This window comes from Mycobacterium sp. SMC-21, from assembly GCF_045310825.1.
GTDB lineage: Bacteria > Actinomycetota > Actinomycetes > Mycobacteriales > Mycobacteriaceae > Mycobacterium.
Genome location: NZ_JBJIAO010000019.1, coordinates 62,995 through 79,936 on the forward strand (window position 1 = coordinate 62,995; position 16,942 = coordinate 79,936).

13 protein-coding genes are annotated in these 16,942 nt (G+C 68.3%); 3 read left to right on the plus strand and 10 right to left on the minus strand.

What is annotated here, in order from left to right:
• Positions 1–163: 163 nt before the first annotated feature.
• The 9 genes from eutC to eccCb all read right to left on the minus strand — a co-directional run bounded on the left by eutC (position 164) and on the right by eccCb (position 12,534).
• Complete coding sequence (gene eutC, locus ACJH6H_RS18515; RefSeq protein ID WP_406775544.1) at positions 164–940, minus strand: ethanolamine ammonia-lyase subunit EutC; 777 nt, start codon at positions 938–940, stop codon at positions 164–166.
• On the minus strand, positions 937–2,346 hold the full coding sequence (locus ACJH6H_RS18520) for an ethanolamine ammonia-lyase subunit EutB (protein WP_406775545.1): 1,410 nt from the start codon (positions 2,344–2,346) through the stop codon (positions 937–939). Before ACJH6H_RS18520 ends, eutC begins: the two co-directional genes overlap by 4 nt.
• Positions 2,343–3,788 (minus strand): ethanolamine permease, encoded by a 1,446-nt coding sequence (gene eat, locus ACJH6H_RS18525; protein WP_406775546.1) that lies wholly within the window; start codon positions 3,786–3,788, stop codon positions 2,343–2,345. Before eat ends, ACJH6H_RS18520 begins: the two co-directional genes overlap by 4 nt.
• A 236-nt stretch (positions 3,789–4,024) precedes the next feature.
• A complete protein-coding gene (adh, locus tag ACJH6H_RS18530) occupies positions 4,025–5,548 on the minus strand; it encodes an aldehyde dehydrogenase (RefSeq protein ID WP_020101488.1) in 1,524 nt (507 codons plus the stop codon).
• 113 nt (positions 5,549–5,661) lie between these two features.
• On the minus strand, positions 5,662–6,954 hold the full coding sequence (locus tag ACJH6H_RS18535) for a GAF domain-containing protein (protein ID WP_020101487.1): 1,293 nt from the start codon (positions 6,952–6,954) through the stop codon (positions 5,662–5,664).
• 161 nt (positions 6,955–7,115) lie between these two features.
• Positions 7,116–7,412, minus strand: a complete 297-nt coding sequence (locus ACJH6H_RS18540; RefSeq protein ID WP_061007211.1) for a WXG100 family type VII secretion target — start codon at positions 7,410–7,412, stop codon at positions 7,116–7,118.
• 13 nt (positions 7,413–7,425) lie between these two features.
• On the minus strand, positions 7,426–7,749 hold the full coding sequence (locus tag ACJH6H_RS18545; protein ID WP_061007212.1) for a WXG100 family type VII secretion target: 324 nt from the start codon (positions 7,747–7,749) through the stop codon (positions 7,426–7,428).
• Positions 7,750–7,822: 73 nt separating this feature from the next.
• Complete coding sequence (locus ACJH6H_RS18550; RefSeq protein WP_406775547.1) at positions 7,823–8,965, minus strand: type VII secretion-associated protein; 1,143 nt, start codon at positions 8,963–8,965, stop codon at positions 7,823–7,825.
• Positions 8,962–12,534 (minus strand): type VII secretion protein EccCb, encoded by a 3,573-nt coding sequence (eccCb, locus tag ACJH6H_RS18555; protein ID WP_406775548.1) that lies wholly within the window; start codon positions 12,532–12,534, stop codon positions 8,962–8,964. The genes ACJH6H_RS18550 and eccCb overlap by 4 nt, the downstream gene beginning before the upstream one ends.
• A gap of 108 nt (positions 12,535–12,642) precedes the next feature.
• Here eccCb and eccD point away from each other — a divergent pair, with 108 nt between their 5' ends.
• The 3 genes from eccD (at position 12,643) to ACJH6H_RS18570 (ending at position 15,930) form a co-directional block, all read left to right on the plus strand.
• Positions 12,643–13,911 (plus strand): type VII secretion integral membrane protein EccD, encoded by a 1,269-nt coding sequence (eccD, locus tag ACJH6H_RS18560; protein ID WP_406775549.1) that lies wholly within the window; start codon positions 12,643–12,645, stop codon positions 13,909–13,911.
• The gene (mycP, locus tag ACJH6H_RS18565; RefSeq protein WP_061007216.1) at positions 13,863–15,221 is read left to right on the plus strand and encodes a type VII secretion-associated serine protease mycosin; all 1,359 of its coding nucleotides are present in this window, start codon (positions 13,863–13,865) and stop codon (positions 15,219–15,221) included. Before eccD ends, mycP begins: the two co-directional genes overlap by 49 nt.
• Positions 15,222–15,405: 184 nt before the next feature.
• Positions 15,406–15,930: a hypothetical protein gene (locus tag ACJH6H_RS18570; RefSeq protein WP_061007217.1), complete on the plus strand. Its 525-nt coding sequence runs from the start codon at positions 15,406–15,408 to the stop codon at positions 15,928–15,930.
• 124 nt (positions 15,931–16,054) lie between these two features.
• Here the strand turns inward: ACJH6H_RS18570 and ACJH6H_RS18575 are convergent, their stop codons facing one another.
• Complete coding sequence (locus tag ACJH6H_RS18575; RefSeq protein WP_267324347.1) at positions 16,055–16,918, minus strand: glycoside hydrolase family 16 protein; 864 nt, start codon at positions 16,916–16,918, stop codon at positions 16,055–16,057.
• Between the last annotated feature and the right edge of the window lie 24 nt (positions 16,919–16,942).

The following is a 16,942-nucleotide window of genomic DNA, read 5'->3' on the forward strand; positions in this document are numbered from 1 at the left end:
ACACCCACACTTCACTGAGACTCACAACGACCCACACCCACGCCGTCGCCACCTCTAATCACAGCATACGAAAAGGCACCAAGAGTTCCGGGGGCCAAATCGCCACTGGGACAGAATCACCTAGAAACACCCAACCAAGGCACCTGCTGACATCGAACGGATCTCAGGTGAGCTCGGCGGCGCTGGGCGCTTCCAGGGAGGTGTCGCGGGAGGTGTCCTTGAGGTCGACGCCGGACCGGCCCAGCGCGCGGGCACCCGACACCAACCCCGCCGCGACCGTCGCGGCCTCGGCGTAGCCGAGCCCCTCGGGCGGGTGGATGTTAGAGATGCAGTTGCGGTCTGCGTCGGTACGCCCCGGCATCGGCAGATGCGTCAGGTAGATGCCCAGGCTGTCGGCCACCGACAGGCCCGGCCGCTCCCCGATGATCACCAGCAGCGTGCGCACTTTCGCCGCCGCGCCGACGTGGTCGCCGAGCGCCACGCGGGCCTGCGTGGCGATCACCGGCGGCGCCAGCGTGTACTGGTCGCCCAGCCGCGCCACGAGCTCGGCGAGCAGCGCCGGACCGTGCTTGGCCAGGGCGTAGGGCGAGAGCCCGTCGGCCAGGACGAAGCCGATGTCGGCCGGGGTTTCCGGGACGTCCATGGGCGTCGCCGGCAGCCGGCCGAGATCGGGGCGGCGCAGGTACTCGCTGCGGGACTCGGCCTGGCTGCGTACCACCGCCGGTTCACCGATGCCGATCTCCCGGACGCGGGCCGCGAGGGACTCGACGTCGAGGGGCTCGTGGACGGCGTCGCGGGCGGCGGCGTGCGCCGCGGCCAGTTCGAGGACTTCCCGGGTGGGCAGCGCATTGCCGGCCCGGCCCAGTCCGATGCGGGCCTGCGTGGTCTTGCGGAGCTCGTCCCAGAACTCCTGGATTGCGAGATCTTCGGTCATCGTCATCCCGCCGCGGTGAGCGCCCGCAGCGCCGAGCGCTGCAGATCGAACTTGGTCAGCTTGCCGGAATCGTCGGTCATACCGACCTTCTTGAGCCAGGCGTCGAACTCCGGAGCCGGCTTCAAACCGAGTGTCCGGCGGACCGCCACGACGTCGTGGAACGACAGGCTCTGGTAGCCGAGCATGACGTCGTCGGCGCCTGGCACCGTGATGACGAACGCACAACCCGCCGCGGCCAGCAGCGTGAGCAGGGTGTCCATGTCGTTCTGGTCGGCTTCGGCGTGGTTGGTGTAGCAGACGTCGACGCCCATCGGCAGCCCGAGCAGCTTGCCGCAGAAGTGGTCCTCGAGCCCGGCCCGGATGATCTGCCGGCCGTCGTAGAGGTACTCCGGCCCGATGAAGCCGACGACCGTGTTGACCAGCAGCGGGTCCAGCGCGCGGGCGACGCCGTAGGCGCGGGTCTCCAGCGTCTGCTGGTCGACGGGCCGCCCACCGGTGCCGAGGTGCGCGCCCGAACTGAGCGCCGAGCCCTGCCCGGTCTCCAGGTACATGACGTTGTTGCCGACGGTCCCGCGGTTCAGGGAGCGGCCGGCCTCGTTGCCTTCGCGCAGCAGCGCCATGTCGACACCGAAGGCCTTGTTGGCGCCTTCGGTGCCCGCCACCGACTGGAACACCAGGTCCACCGGGGCGCCGGCCTCGATGAGGCCGATCGTGGTGGTGATGTGCGACAGCACGCACGACTGCGCCGGGATGTCGTAGCGGCTGCGGATGTTGTCGAGCAGGTGCAGCAGGTCGGCGGTGGCCTGCGGCGAGTCGGTGGCCGGGTTGATGCCGATGACGGCGTCGCCGCACCCCATCAGGAGTCCGTCGAGCACGGCGGCGGCGATGCCGCGCGGATCGTCGGTCGGGTGGTTGGGCTGCAGCCGGGTGGCCAGGGTGCCCGGCAACCCGATGGTGCTGCGGAAGGCCGCGTGCACCTGGGTGGCCGCGGTGACGGCGATCAGGTCCTGGTTCCGCATGATCTTGGAGACCGCTGCCGCCATCTCCGGCGTGATGCCGGGGGCGACGGCCGCGATCTTGGCGGCGGCGTCGTCGCCGGCCACCGCGTCCAGCAGCCAGTCCCGGAAACCTCCCACCGTCAGGTGGGAGATTTCCGAAAACGCTTGCTGGTCATGGGAATCGATGATGAGGCGGGTGACCTCGTCGGTCTCGTACGGCACCACCGCTTCATTGAGGAAGGTGTCCAGCGGAAGCTCGGCCAGTGCCCACGCCGCGGCAGCCCGCTCGGCGTCGTTGTGGGCCGCGCACCCGGCGAGTTCATCACCGGAACGCAGCGGCGTGGCCTTGGCCATCAAATCCACAAGCCCGTCGAAGGTGTGGTTCACCCCCGAAATCCGCTGGTGGTACTTCATTTCAGCTCGTCCTCGGCTTCTGCGAGCATCGCGAACTCTTCATCAGGAGAGTTTGCCACCAAACGGTGCCGGCTGTAGACCGCGAAGTAGAGCATGAAGGCGCAGAACACCAGCAGGCACAGGCCCACGGCCTTGGGGTCGACCAGGAAGGTGGCGATGACCGCGACGACGGCGATGACGAGCGCGAAGCCGGTGGTGGCGATGCCGCCCGGGGTGCGGTACGGCCGCGGCATGTTCGGCTCGCGGCGGCGCAGCACGATGTGGCTGACCATCATCAGGACGTAGCTCACGGCCGCACCGAAGACCGCCATGTTCAGCAGCAGGTCGCCCTTGCCGGTCAGCGACAGCAGGAAGCCGATGACGCCGGGGACGATGAGCGCCAGTGTCGGCGCCTTGCGGGAGTTGGTCACCGACAGCTGGGTCGGCAGGTAGCCCGCCCGGGACAGGGCGAAGAGCTGACGCGAGTAGGCGTAGATGATCGAGAAGAAGCTCGCGATCAGTCCGGCCAGGCCGATGTAGTTGACCAGCTTGGCGCCGACGCCCGAACCGAGCGCCTCGACGAGCGGGTTGCCCGAGGCCGACATCTGTTGCGCGCCACCGACACCCGTGGTGAGCACCAGCACGACGGCGCAGGTGACCAGCAGGACCGTCATCGCCGCGATGATGCCGCGCGGCACGTTCTTCTCCGGGTTCGCGGTTTCCTCGGCGGCCAGCGGCACGCCTTCGATCGCCAGGAAGAACCAGATGGCGAACGGGATGGCGGCCCAGATGCCGAGGTAGCCGTGCGGCAGGATCGCCGAAGCCCCGGCCGCGTTGACGTCGACCGCAATGGTGGTCAGGTTGGAGACGTCGAACTGCCCGATGGCACAGACCGCGAAGATCACCAGACCCAGCAGCGCGATGGCGGTGATCACGAACATCACCTTGAGCGCCTCACCGACACCGGACAGGTGGATGCCGATGAAGAACGCGTAGGCCGCCAGATACACCCACCAGCCGTTGTGAATCCCGAAGAGCCCCAACGATTCCACGTAGGCGCCGATGAACGTCGCGATGGCGGCGGGGGCGATCGAGTACTCGATGAGGATCGCGGTGCCGGTGGCGAAACCGCCCCACGGGCCCAGGGCACGACGGGCGAAGGTGTAACCGCCGCCGGCGGCCGGCAGCGCCGAGGACAGCTCGGCCATGCCCAGCACCAGGGCCAGGTACATGCCGGCGATGATCACGGCGGCGATGGCGAGGCCACCGAAACCACCGTGTGCCAGACCGAAATTCCAGCCGGAGTAGTCCCCGGACACCACGTAGCTGACGCCGAGTCCGGCGAGCAGCAGCCAGCCGGCCGTGCCCTTCTTCAGCTGACGTTTCGCGAGGTATTCGTTGCTCTCGACGTGCTCTTCGACACCGCGAGCGGAGTGCTCACTGGGTGGGTTGGTGATGGACACTGCGAACTCCTGAAAGAGGGATGGCGGATGCCGAATTGGCCTGCCCCCCAGGAGTCTTCTGGTGCCGTCCTTGATCATTGTGTCGCCGAACGCTTTTGGAAAGCGTCGACCGAGAAAGGAAGCGAGCGCCCGCGCATTCGGGGGGTACGCGGGCGCTCGCGGTTCGTGGGAGCTACGCGCTTCGTTTCCTTGCGCGCTCGCTCATCAGAGTGCTCGTTTCCTCGCGCGAGCGCTCGTCAGAAGAACCCCTGGGCCTTCGTCGAGTACGAGACGAGCAGGTTCTTCGTCTGCTGGTAGTGGTCCAGCATCATCTTGTGGTTCTCGCGGCCGATTCCGGACTGCTTGTAACCGCCGAACGCGGCGTGCGCGGGGTACATGTGGTAGCAGTTGGTCCACACGCGGCCGGCCTTGATGTCGCGGCCCGCCCGGTAGGCGACGTTGCCGTTGCGCGACCACACGCCGGCGCCGAGGCCGTACAGGGTGTTGTTGGCGATCGAGATGGCGTCGTCGTAGTCCTTGAACGACGTCACCGACAGCACCGGCCCGAAGATCTCCTCCTGGAAGATGCGCATGCCGTTGTGGCCGGAGAACACCGTCGGCGTCACGTAGTAGCCGCCGTTGAGGTCGCCACCCAGCTCGGCCCGCTCGCCACCGGTGATCAGCTGTGCCCCTTCGGACTTGCCGATCTCGATGTAGGACAGGATCTTCTCCAGCTGGTCGTTGGAGGCCTGCGCGCCGATCATGGTCTCGGTGTCCAGCGGGTCGCCCTGGCGGACGGCCTTGGTGCGGATGGCGGCCAGCGCCAGGAACTCGTCGAAGATGTCGGCCTGGATCAGGCTGCGCGACGGGCAGGTGCAGACCTCGCCCTGGTTCAGCGCGAACATGGTGAAGCCTTCGAGCGCCTTGTCCTGGAAGTCGTCGTTGGCGGCCATGATGTCGTTGAAGAAGATGTTCGGGCTCTTGCCACCCAGCTCCAGGGTGACCGGGATCAGGTTCTGGCTGGCGTACTGCATGATCAGCCGGCCCGTGGTGGTCTCACCGGTGAAGGCGATCTTGGCGATGCGGTTGCTCGACGCGAGCGGCTTGCCGGCCTCGACGCCAAAACCGTTGACCACGTTGACAACACCCGCCGGCAGCAGGTCGCCGATGAGCGAGAACAGGTACATGATCGACGCCGGGGTCTGCTCGGCGGGCTTGAGCACGATCGCGTTGCCGGCAGCCAGCGCGGGGGCCAGCTTCCAGACGGCCATCAGGATCGGGAAGTTCCAGGGGATGATCTGGCCGACGACGCCGAGCGGCTCGTGGAAGTGGTAGGCGACGGTGTCGTCGTCGATCTCGGAGATCGAGCCTTCCTGGGCCCGCAGCACGCCCGCGAAGTAGCGGAAGTGATCGACGGCCAACGGGATGTCGGCGTTCAGGGTCTCGCGGACCGGCTTGCCGTTGTCCCAGGACTCGGCGACGGCGATGGCCTCGAGGTTCTGCTCCATGCGGTCGGCGATGAGGTTGAGCACCCGGGCGCGGGCGGCCGGCGAGGTCTTGCCCCAGGCCGGCGCGGCGGCGTGCGCGGCGTCCAGCGCCTTCTCGATGTCGGATTCGTCCGAGCGGGCAATCTCGATGAACACCTCACCCGTGACCGGGGTACGGTTCTCGAAGTAGCGACCGGCAGCGGGTGCCACCCACTCGCCGCCGATGAAGTTGTCGTAGCGGGCCGGGTAGGTCATCACCGAACCCTCGGCACCGGGACGCGCGTAAACAGTCATGGGTTCACTCCTCCAGTGGGTGACAAAACACAGATGTGCTGCTGGTCACTAACGGTACGCAGAAGTGGGTTGCAACACAGTTGCATCGTTGAACGCGATGGAACCGGAGCCCGTCAGCCGAGGTCGGCGTCCAATCCCGCCAGGTGCCCGACCGCCTGCGCCCGCACGACGGCGTCCGCGGATGGGTGGTTGCGCAGCAATTGCCAGCCGTGCCGGTCGTCGCGGCCGTCGGGCAGCGCCAGCCACCGGCGCAACAGGCCAACATGTCCGGCCGCGGACGCCGACAGCACCGCGGTCCGCAGGCTCTCCCCCAGCTCGGTGCGCAACCGGGCGATCGCCGGCGACACCGACTGCGGCAGCAGCGCACCCGAGTAGTGGGACAGCGCGGCGTCGACATCACCGCGGTGCAGCGCGGCGAAGACATCGGCGACGTCACTGTCGATCGGGGTGAGCAGCCGGTAGGGCCGCGACGCCACGTACTGGGCGCCGATGACCCGGCGCAGGCGGGACATCTCGACGCGGATGGTGACCGAGTCAAGATCGTTGTCGTCCAACAACATTGCGAGATGGTCGGCGCTCAGACCCTCGGGATGACGGCTCAGCAGAACCAGGATGTCGGCGTGCCGGCCGCTCAGGGTGTGCTGGCGCGGTTGTCCGTCGTCGCCGGTGGCGACCCAGCGCGGACGGTCACCGCCCAGCACCGTCAGGCGAGCCATGGTCACCGGACTCGGCGTGGGCTGCAGCAGCCGCTGCAGCGCCAGGTGGTTCTCGATGGCCATCACCGTCGCGCGCACCAGGCCCAGGGTCTGGGCCGAGGCAATCTGGCTGTCACCGGTGAGGTCGACGCAGCCGATGAGCTCGCCCGTCGTCGGGTCGTGCACCGGCACCGCCGTGCAGGTCCAGGGCTGCACCAGGCGGGCGAAGTGTTCCGAGCCGTGGATCTGCAGTTCCCGGTCCAGCGCCAGCGCGGTGCCCGGAGCGTTGGTGCCGGCGCTGCGCTCGCTCCAGTTGGCGCCGGCCACGAAGTTCATGGCCTCGCCCCGGCTCAGGGCCGTCTTGTCGCCCTCGACCCACAGCAGGGTGCCGTCGGCGGCGGCCACCGCCACCATGACACCGCTGTCCTTGGCGTCCTCGACCAGCAGTTTCCGGATCACCGGCAAGGCGGCCGCGATGGGTTGTTCGGCGCGCAGCTGGTCCAGGGTCTTGGGCACGACGGGCGTGAACTGCGCACCGCCGAGGTCGGGGTCCACGCCCGTGGCCAGGCTGCGGCGCCAGCTGTCGGCGATGACGGGACGGACGGCCGCGGGGTCCAGGTGCTGGGCGTCGATCTCGCCGGTGACGAACCGCTGGTGCACCGCGCGCAGCGTCGAGCCGGCCGGCGACCCCTCGGTGCGGCTGGTTCCCACGACACTCACACTCCTCGCAGGTCGGATACACACCTGCGTGGCCGCCAGGGTAGTCGACCTGGGTGTTCCAGGACACACGTTGGGTCCCGAGCGCGGCCATGACTGTGTGGTCCTGCCCCCGGCTCTCCTCCGGGGGCAGGACCACACAGGGCTTGGTTGGGCTAGAAGACCCAGTCGCCCGCCGCGCGCCGATCGGTCGCGGCGATCTCATCGGCGCCGTCACGGACGGCATTGCCGAGGCTGTGCAGGATGTCGTTGAGGGCGGCCGCCGACTGGTTCCAGCGGGCCTGCTCGGCCTGGAAGGCTTCGGCCGCCTCGCGGGTCCACGTCTGCTGAAGTGGTGCGACGAGGTGCCGGAGCTCTTCCAGCGACGTGTTCATCCGTGCCGATGTGGCATGGATTTGTTGGCGGACGGTGAATTCGATCTCGCCGAAGTGGTACGACAGTGCCGGTTGCATATGCCTTGTCCCGTCAGATCGCTTGACCGGTGGCGCCGATGCGCTGGGCATGGGAATCGGCTGCCTGACTCAGCACCGCCGCGTTCGAGCGGATGGTTTCGGCGATGCGTTGCAGTGACGCGTGCAGCTTCATCGATTCGCCGTTCCACCGGTTCACCACGTCCTGGAATCGGGTCGCCGCGGCACCGCCCCACACCGTCGGCGGGATGGCCGTCATCTGACCGATGAAGTTTCCGAGCATGGCCCGAATCTCCTCGTTGCGGACCTCGACCTTGCCGGCGATCCCCGTCATCAGATCGAAATCTGTAGTCAGAGCGCCACTTTCCGGAGCTGTCATGATTTCCTCTCGATTGGGTTTGACTATTCAGACGTTTGCCGACGGCGTTCGGTTCCATTGCCGCCCAGGTTTTTCAGTCGGTCCGGCGCGCCGAGCGGATCGCGGCGTCACAGGCCGAGCGGACCGACGCACCCTGGCATCCCACGGCGATCCGGACCGGCCCATCGAGCAGCACCGACCACTCGACCGTCCGCCCGTCGCGTACCTCGCGGTACCGCACCGCCGCGCGCCCGGCACTGACGCCGGCCTCCTGGAAATCCACGATGACCCCGTCGGGCAGCTTCGCCGACGCCTCCCGCAGCGATCGCGCCGCCGCGTCGAGCGTCTGCTCCCGGGGTACGAACGATTGGGTGAGGTGGATGATCTGGCCGCGGTCGTCGGGCGAAATGATCTGCAGCCGGGCTGATCCCGCGCCCGCGAGTGCCCGATCGACCGTCCACCGCACCGGGATCTGTACCGCCACCCGGCCTTCCACGAGCCACGTGAGCTCCGGGTCAGCGACAGCGGCGACCGGCGGCGCTGGGGCGTCTCTGTTGGACAGGCCCAGTGCCCCAGCGCCGATGACCGCGACAGCCGCGGCGAAGGCAATCGCGATGCGCGCCCGCGGTGAACGGGTCTCTGCTGCGCTGCGGGTGCTGTCCTCGTCGGCCTGGTCGAGCAGATCGGCGCAACTCAGAATCTGTGCGGGGACGCCCTGATCCTGCAGCAGCGCTTGTATTTCGGCGGCCAGGGGTGCAGCGCCGGGAACGCCGATGGGCGCGTCGATCACCAGCGGGGTATCCCAGGTGATTCGTGCGATGACCGCCTCCGCGGTGTCGCTCCCGGTGCGCCGCACGACGGAGGCGTACGCCCCTGGGCGGGAGATCGTCACGACGTCCTCCCCCAGTTCGACGACCGCGCAATCGGGTTCGCCGCCGGCCGCTCGGAGGGCATCGGTTCTGCGCTCTATGACGACGTGAGAAACGCTGGTGGGGACCGCCGTCCGAACTCGCTCGATCCTCGCCGGCGACCACCATGTCGGGCAAACCACCGTGATGGCCGACGCGGTGCCTGCCGCCGCGGCCATGACGTCGCGCCAGATGCGTTGGGCGGGAAGGACCGCCGCACGCAGCAGGCCCAGCGGTTCGTCGACGCACTCCAAAGCGGACGAGACCAGGTCGGCGTCGATGTCTCCCGGCCCGCGGATCGTGTTCGGTCCGACCACCACAACCGTCATGGCGGCTCGGTCCAGCCGATCTGGATCAGCTGGTCAGGTTGACCGCGCCGCACCACGACGGCCCGGCCGGGCGGCAGCGTCATCGGCCGTGCCGCGCCCAGCAGCGGCCCTTCTTCCGGGCTGGTGCTCATGACGATGTCCGTTGCGCCCAGGTCCCGCATGCGCGACAGCAGCGGGTCGAACATCGCGCGTGCGGCACCACCGGAGCGGCGGGCGACCACGACGTGGAGCCCGATGTCCGCGGCGTGCGGCAACAGGTCGAGCAAGGGGCCCAACGGATTTCCCGCGGCGCCCACGACCAGGTCGTAATCGTCGACCACGACGTGGATTTCGGGACCGGACCACCAGGACCGGTCCCGCAACTGCCGCTGAGTGATGCCAGGGCCCGGCAGCCGGGCGGTGAGCAGGGACAGCGCCGCGTCGAGCTCGGCGGCGGTCGTCACGGCCGACATCGCATAGCCGCACAGGTGCGGCGATTCCACCACCCCCAATAACGATCGCCGGAAATCGACGATCAGCAGCTGGGTTTGTGCGGGATCGGTCTGGTCGACGATCGCGCGGCACAGCGTCCGTAACGCCGAGGTCTTGCCGCACGCCGTGTCGCCCAACAGGATCAGATATGGATCGACGCTCATGTCCAGGGCGAACGGTTGCAGGTCCTCTTCGGATACGCCGATGACGTACCGCGGCGGGCGTTCGGCGGTGGCCGCGAGCGCGGCGTATTCCACGCGTTGCGGAAGCAATTCGATCCGGGGCGCCGGGGACTGATTGGTGGCGATCCGGTCGAGCTCGGGCCGCGCGACCACGAACTCCTTGCCGTCTCTGGTGAGGCCCCGGCCGGGCGGGCAGGTGGTGAGCAGATGGGCACGGCGGCGGTCCATTTCGGACTCGCTCGGGTCACCGAGCCGCAATTCGACCCGGGTGCCGATGTGGTCTTTCAGCATCGGCCGCAGTTCTGCCCACCGATTCGCGGTCAGCACCACGTGGATCCCGACCGACAGGCCCTGCGCGGCCATGGCGGTGATGGGCTCCTCCAGCGCATCGAATTCACGACGCAGCGTGGCCCAACCGTCGACGGCCAGGACGACCTCACCGTAACTGTCCGGAAAGGGCGCTTCGGGGCCGTACTGCTGCCGGAAGTCCTGGCGCCGGCGGCACAGCGAGGCCAGCTGGGAAACGATGCGCCGCAATAACTCCGGCTCGTTCCGACCGGCGACGGTGCCGACGTGCGGGTGCTGTCGCAACGCCGTCAGCGCACCGTCGCCCAGATCGAGGCCGTAGACGCTGAGGCCGTCGGCAGGCGCGGTCACAGCGAGGCCCAGTAGCAACGTCTGCAGCGCAACGGATTTCCCCGAGCGCGGGCCGCCCACGATGGCCACGTGCCCGCCGGACCCACTGAGGTCGGCAACGAGCGGCTCGCGGCGCTGCTGAAACGGGTTGTCCACTAATCCGATCGGGACCCGCAGCGGACCGCCTTCGCTGCCGGCCGCCAGCAGCTCGGACAACGCGGGCGAATTCGTGAGGGGCGGCAGCCAGACCGGATGAGCGCGCGCACCGCGACCGGTCAGCCGGCGCAAGGTCGTGTCCATCAGCGTCGGCCCGGCCGGCGGGTCAGGCGTGACCACCGGGGCCTCGACGGTGAACAGGCGCGGAACCGGGCGTTCGTCGTGGCTCTGTGGGACCGGCCCCGAGACGAATGCAGTGTGAAATCGCACCAGCTTTCCGTCTGCGGTGCGCAGCAACCCCGCACCCGGCGTTCCGGGCAGCTCGTGTGCGTCGGTGACCCCGATGACGGCCCGCGACTCCGCCGCCGAGAACGTCTTGAGGCAGACCCGGTACGAGAGGTGGGTGTCCAGTCCGCGCAGGCGACCCTCGTCGAGACGCTGGCTGGCCAGCAGGAGATGAACGCCCAGTGATCGACCGAGGCGGCCGATGGCGACGAACAGCTCCGCGAAATCCGGATGCTGGCTGAGCAATTCGGAGAACTCATCGACCACGATGAACAGGGCAGGCAGCGGTGGCAGGTCGGCGCCCGCCGCGCGTGCCCGCCGGTGGTCGCCGATTCCGGACAGGTTCCCGGCCGCCCGCAACAGTCCTTGGCGCCGTGTCAGCTCGCCGGCGAGGGCGTCGTGCATCCGGGCGACCAGATGTGCTTCCTGCGCCAAGTTGGTGATGACGGCCGCGACGTGGTTGGCCTGTTCGAAGCCGAGAAACGTTGCACCGCCTTTGAAGTCGACGAGGATCAGATTGAGCTCGTCCGGCGAGTGGGTGCTGATCAGACCCAGGGTCAGGGTGCGCAGGAACTCGGATTTGCCGGAACCTGTTGCGCCGATGCACAAGCCGTGCGGACCCATGCCGTGCTCGGCCGGTTCCTTGAGGTCGAGCTCGACCGTCGCACCGGTGTCGTCGGTACCGATCGGCACCCGCAGCCGATGCCGGGCCGGACGAATCGGCCACCCGTCCCCCGCCACGTCCACGCCGACGAACGTCGTCCGATCATGGTGTCGGCGTGCGTTGTCCGCACCGACGGCCAGGCGGTAGCGCGCCACACGTCGTCCGCAGGTCTCTGCTTGTGCGGCCGTGAGCACGTCGGCGGTCGAGCAGGGCGGAAGCGTCGACGCCGTACCCGGCGCGCCGAGCACCAGCAGTGTCACCGCGTCGGTGTCCACGAAGACGGCGGCCGCCGGACTGTCGACCAGCACCACCAGATGACACCCGGCGATGGCAGTGACGGCACCGAGGTCCGTAAACCGCAGCGGCTGCCCGCTGAGCACGCCCGAGCGATAGTGGTGCGGTAGCCATTTCAGCCAGTCCCACTCGGCCGATCCGGCGACCGCGGCGATCTTCAGCTGGTCGGGTCCATGCCACATAGCCAGCTGGCACGCCATGGCGCGCGCCTGTCCCCGTGGATCATCGCCGCCGACGTCGATCCGCCGCAGCCGATTGACGACGACCGTCACCGGGACATCGGGCACGGTCGCGGCGGTTCGTAGCAGCCGATCGAGTGCCGAGGCGGTCAGCGGATCCGTCGTCCCGTCGCCGGTGGCGGGTACCGGAACGAGTCTGGTGTTGAGTGGGCGTTCCCCGATCCCGACGCGGATTTCGGTGAAATCGTCGTCGTTCCAACGGCGTTGCCACATCCGTTCGGAGCCGGCGAGCGTCCACAGCGTGTCAGGCGGCGGGTGGTTCTGATGTAGTACCCGATGCTGCTCGGCTGCGGTTCGCTCCGCGCACTCACCGATCGCGTCGAGATACACCAGGTACTCACGCCGATCTGCGTCGATCTCACCTGCCCGGCGCGCACCGCGCGACCCGAGGACAGTGCTGCCGACCAGCGACAGCACCATCATCGCCGGAAACAGTAGGAACATCGGATTCCGGCCGGTGGCCGAACCCGAACGGAAGTAGAACACCATCATGCCGGCCATCGCCAACAGCATGAGCACGGGTGCGACTCGGGTGACGACGTTGCCCGACGACAATCGCGGCACCTGTGGTGGTGTCCGGACCTCGATGTCTTCCGCATCCACTGGGACTACGGGAGATCGTGCGACTCTGGTGAATTCCATCGAACTATCAGACGTACCCCGACACCGTTCGGTTCCATCGATTTTCGTGTCGGGTAGGGACCCGATTCGCGGTTACGGTGAGATCGGCATGTCGATCCGGGGGGCGCGATGTCTGAAGCAGTGTGTCGGCTATCCGTACGGACCGACAGTGAACGCACCAGCGACACCACCGATCTGGTGCTGCCTGCGGGCGCCGCGGTGGACGCGTTGCTCCCTGACATCGTGGCGCTGGCACATGCGCGCGCGCCGGAAGGCGTGAGTTGGCACCTGAGCCGGGCTGCCGGGGATCCGATCGACGGGTCATTATCGTTGCGGCAAAACGGAGTTCGCGACGGTGACATCCTGGAGCTGCGGCGAAGCACGGTGCCGGAGTTCGGCACGCTCCGGAGGCACACGGCGACCATGGCCGCCGACCAGGCGCCTCGCGATGCCACCGGCCATCTGGTCGGGCCCGTGCTCTGTCTGTGGGCGGTGACCGCCGCGTCCGTGCTGCTGCTCTGGTCTGCTGCGCGCGGCGACCACTTCACGGCAGCCACTGTCGGTTGCGGTGGTGCGCTGGCTGCAGTGGCGATGTCATGGCGGTCCGGCCGGGCGGCGTGGCCGGCCGCCGCCGTCGTGCTCGCTTTCGCGGCGGGTTTCTCGGCCGTACCGGGTGGCCCGGCGGCGCCCAACGTCCTGCTCGGATCGGCGACGGCGTTCGCGGTGGCCCTCGTTCTGCTACGGATCGGTGTGTTTCCCGTATCCGTTGCGGCCGTGGCCTTTACGATGCCGACAATGGTGGCGACCGTTGCGGCGAGCACGTGGTCGGTGGCGCTGGCCAGTACCGGGGTGGCCACCACCGTGGCGGCATTTGTGGTGCTGTCGGCCGCGCCGCGGTGCGCTGTCACCGTCGCGGGACTCACGCCGCGCTCGGCGACGGTCACCGACGGCGATCCGCAACGGATCGAGCTGGCGCAGCGGGTGCTCACGGCGATGGTCGTGGGCGCGGCCGCTGCCGCGGCGGCCGGCGCCGTCGTGGTTGCAATGGGCGCCGTCCATGAGTCCCGGACCTCGACGGTGGTGTTCATCTGGGTGGCGACGGCCGCGATTGCGCTGCGGGCACCGTCCTATCGGCATCCGGCACGGCGGTGGGCGGTCATGGTCGCGGGAATGGTCTGTACCACTGCGGCTTTGGTCGTCACCGCGATGGCATTCCCCGGCTGGGCCGCCTGGCTCGGCGGCGGCGTCATCGCGGTGGTGCTGGGCGCTCAGCGGATCGGACGGGTGAGTGCCACGGTGGGCCGAGGCTTTGTACATCTCGAATACGTGGCACTGGTCGCCGTGCCGGCATGCGCACTCTGGACCGCAGATGTTTTCCGCCTGGCGCGTGGCCTGTGAGCGCCCTGCGACGGGTCATCGCTGTCGCCTTGACGATCACCATCGCGTCGGCCGCTCCGTGCGCACATGCCATCGCGCCGAAACCGGTTGATCACAGCCAACTTCCCGGACCCGCGGCCCCGGCGCCGCCCGGTAGGACCGAACAATCGGACCGGTGTGCGACGGCGAAGCCGGCTGATGCCCGTCCCGCAGACCAACCCGACATGCTCAATCTTGCTGCGGTGTGGCCGCTTTCCCGCGGCAGCGGACAGCTGGTGGCAGTGATCGACACCGGCGTGGCCCGGCACCGACTGCTCCCCCGCCTGGTCGCCGGCGGTGACTACGTCTCGTCCGGGGACGGTACGCAGGACTGCGACGGCCACGGTACGGCGATCGCCGGACTGATCGGCGCCGTTGCCCCGGACAACGGGACCTTCAGCGGTGCGGCACCCGACGCCACGATCCTGGCGATTCGACAGTCCAGCAACAAGTTCCGGCTGACCGACGATCATGAGATATCAGGGGTGGGTGATGTCGAGACGCTCGCCCGTGCGGTGCGCTCGGCCGCCGACGCGGGCGCCACTGTCATCAACATCTCGTCGGTCGCCTGCATGCCCGCCGCGGACCCGCTCGACGACCGGTCGTTGGGCGCCGCCCTGGCCTATGCGGTCGATGTCCGCAATGTCGTGGTCGTCGCGGCGGCGGGCAACGCCAGCGGTGACTGCGCGGGGCAGAACCCGCTGTCCGATCCCAAACGGCCGGGCACGCCGGACTGGGACACGGTGCACACCGTCGTCAGCCCGGGCTGGTACGACGACTACGTGCTCACCGTCGGATCGGTCAGCCCGAACGGGACGCCGTCGCCATTCAGCCTGGCCGGACCCTGGGTCGACGTCGCCGCGCCCGGCGAGTCGGTGGTGTCACTGAGCGCGCAGGGCGACGGACTGGTCGACAGCCGGCCCGACGGGCGCCCGCTGTCGGGCAGCAGCTACGCCGCACCCGTCGTCAGTGGTGTTGTCGCACTGGTGCGTTCGCGACTGCCGCAATTGTCCGCCCGCCAGGTGATGGCCCGCATCGAAGACACCGCACGCCACCCGGCCGATGGTTGGAATCCCCAGGTGGGACGCGGCGTCGTCGACCCACTGGCCGCGGTGAGCAGCGGTGTCCCGACACCCGCCCCCGCGCGGCTGTCGACCGCGCAGACAACGCACGCGCCCGGTCCCGACCACCGACCATCGCGGCGCATCGCCTTCCTCGGCACCGCCATCTGCATCGCGGTGGCAGCCGTCGCCGTGACCGGGCGCCGACGGTCACGCGGGAACTCACCCTGACCAACAGGGTCCTCATCCTGCCCACCACCGAGTATCTTGAGTTTCTCCAGCACCACGGCATCACAGCCGATCAGGCCGCTACCGGAAGTCAGGTATCGATCGCCCGGCACAACACCGTCGAGACACCCCTGTTCGCAAAGAGCATCGAATGTAGGACGCTCGCCACGACCCGATGAGACCACCAATGACCCAACTGATCGACGCGCACGCCGTCACCGACGACGTGCTGGCCCGCTTTCACGAGTTCCTGGGACCCGACGCGCAGCGGTACCGCAACCACGTCTACCGCTGCCTCAACTACCAGCGAATACTGTTGCAGTTGAACGTGATTCCCGACGATGTCGCACTGGCGTGGGCCCTGCACGACATCGGCGTCTGGACCACCGGCTGGGACTACATCGAACCGTCACTTCAGTACGTCGATGAGTTGGCATCTGCCTACGGCGTCGACAACGTCGAGCGCGCCCGACAGATGGTCGAGTGGCATCACAAGCTGCGTCCCTGCGAGGACCGGTGGACCGAGACTTTTCGCGTCGCGGATCGCATCGACGTATCACGCGGACTCATCCGCAGCGGAGTGCCCCGCACCGACATCGCCCAAGTCGTGCAAGCATTCCCGTATCTCGGCTTTCAGGCACTGCTCGTTCGGACCGCCGCAAGCTGGACTCTGAAGCACCCGCTGCACCCCATGCCGATGCTGCGCTGGTAGTTCGAAATGCGCGATGCTGGCCCAAGCCTCCCGAGAAGCCGGCGATAGGTGTACCGCGGCCAGCTGTGACACGTTGCAGAACCGAGCCAGCCACGGCGGGCGCCGACCGTTGCCGGCCGATTGATCAGAAGACGCGAATCCAGTCGATCAGCATCTCGGCCGGGTATTGGCCGCCACCTGGTTCGCGCCCACCCGAGCCACCCACCGCGAGGTTGAACACCGGGACCAGGGTGTAACCCGGATCGTTGAACGGCCAGTCGTCCAGCGAATTGGCCGGCACCGACCAGAACGGCTCCATACCCGGCGCGTAGTCCTTCCAGAAGTACATTCCGCTGGGCTGCCAGGTCATTCGATACGTATGCCAGCCGCTGTCGAACGGGTGCGGGTCGGTGGCGAACGACGTCCCGTCCAACCGGGCGTGCACGGTGGTCCCCGATGGCCAATCCCGGTTGCCGTACCACTCCACCAGATCGACCTCGCCGCCGCGAGCCGGATCGTCGTTGAGCAGCCAGAAAGCCGGCCAGGCACCGTCGGTCAGGCAATTCAGCTTGACCCGGGCCTCCCACGTGGTGCCGATGCCACCGCGCCAGTTACCGACGATCTTGGCGCTGGCGTAACGCTCCTGAATGTTCGCACCGGGGCCTCGGGTCGCTCGGATGACCAAGTTGCCCTTGCCGTCCTGGAACACGTGCTCCTGGTCGGTCACGTATCGACCCATGTTGTACGGCTGATCCCACTCGACAGGACTCCGGATGACCTCACGCTCAGGCACGATGAACCACCACGCCGGATCTGGCGGCGCGCCCGCGGGGCCGTTGAATTCGTCCTGGAACAGCATCACCGGCGCGCCGGCCGAGCCTGCTGGTGCGGCCGGGGCGAATCCAGGGCCCGGTGACACCGCGTTCGGCTGGGCTCCGGCCTTGGCCGGGGGCAGCACGGCCGCAGCCACGCCCAGCCCGGCCATCATCATGACGCTACGGCGATCCATATCGGGCACTCCGAAATCCTAGGC

Excerpts from the sequence above, each read along its gene's own strand:
- eutC (WP_406775544.1), bottom strand. The coding sequence starts at position 940 with ATGACGATGACCGAAGATCTCGCAATCCAGGAGTTCTGGGACGAGCTC.
- ACJH6H_RS18520 (WP_406775545.1), bottom strand. The coding sequence starts at position 2,346 with ATGAAGTACCACCAGCGGATTTCGGGGGTGAACCACACCTTCGACGGG.
- adh (WP_020101488.1), bottom strand. The coding sequence starts at position 5,548 with ATGACTGTTTACGCGCGTCCCGGTGCCGAGGGTTCGGTGATGACCTAC.
- ACJH6H_RS18540 (WP_061007211.1), bottom strand. The coding sequence starts at position 7,412 with ATGCAACCGGCACTGTCGTACCACTTCGGCGAGATCGAATTCACCGTC.
- ACJH6H_RS18545 (WP_061007212.1), bottom strand. The coding sequence starts at position 7,749 with ATGACAGCTCCGGAAAGTGGCGCTCTGACTACAGATTTCGATCTGATG.
- ACJH6H_RS18550 (WP_406775547.1), bottom strand. The coding sequence starts at position 8,965 with ATGACGGTTGTGGTGGTCGGACCGAACACGATCCGCGGGCCGGGAGAC.
- eccCb (WP_406775548.1), bottom strand. The coding sequence starts at position 12,534 with ATGGAATTCACCAGAGTCGCACGATCTCCCGTAGTCCCAGTGGATGCG.
- eccD (WP_406775549.1), top strand. The coding sequence starts at position 12,643 with ATGTCTGAAGCAGTGTGTCGGCTATCCGTACGGACCGACAGTGAACGC.
- mycP (WP_061007216.1), top strand. The coding sequence starts at position 13,863 with ATGCGCACTCTGGACCGCAGATGTTTTCCGCCTGGCGCGTGGCCTGTG.
- ACJH6H_RS18570 (WP_061007217.1), top strand. The coding sequence starts at position 15,406 with ATGACCCAACTGATCGACGCGCACGCCGTCACCGACGACGTGCTGGCC.
- ACJH6H_RS18575 (WP_267324347.1), bottom strand. The coding sequence starts at position 16,918 with ATGGATCGCCGTAGCGTCATGATGATGGCCGGGCTGGGCGTGGCTGCG.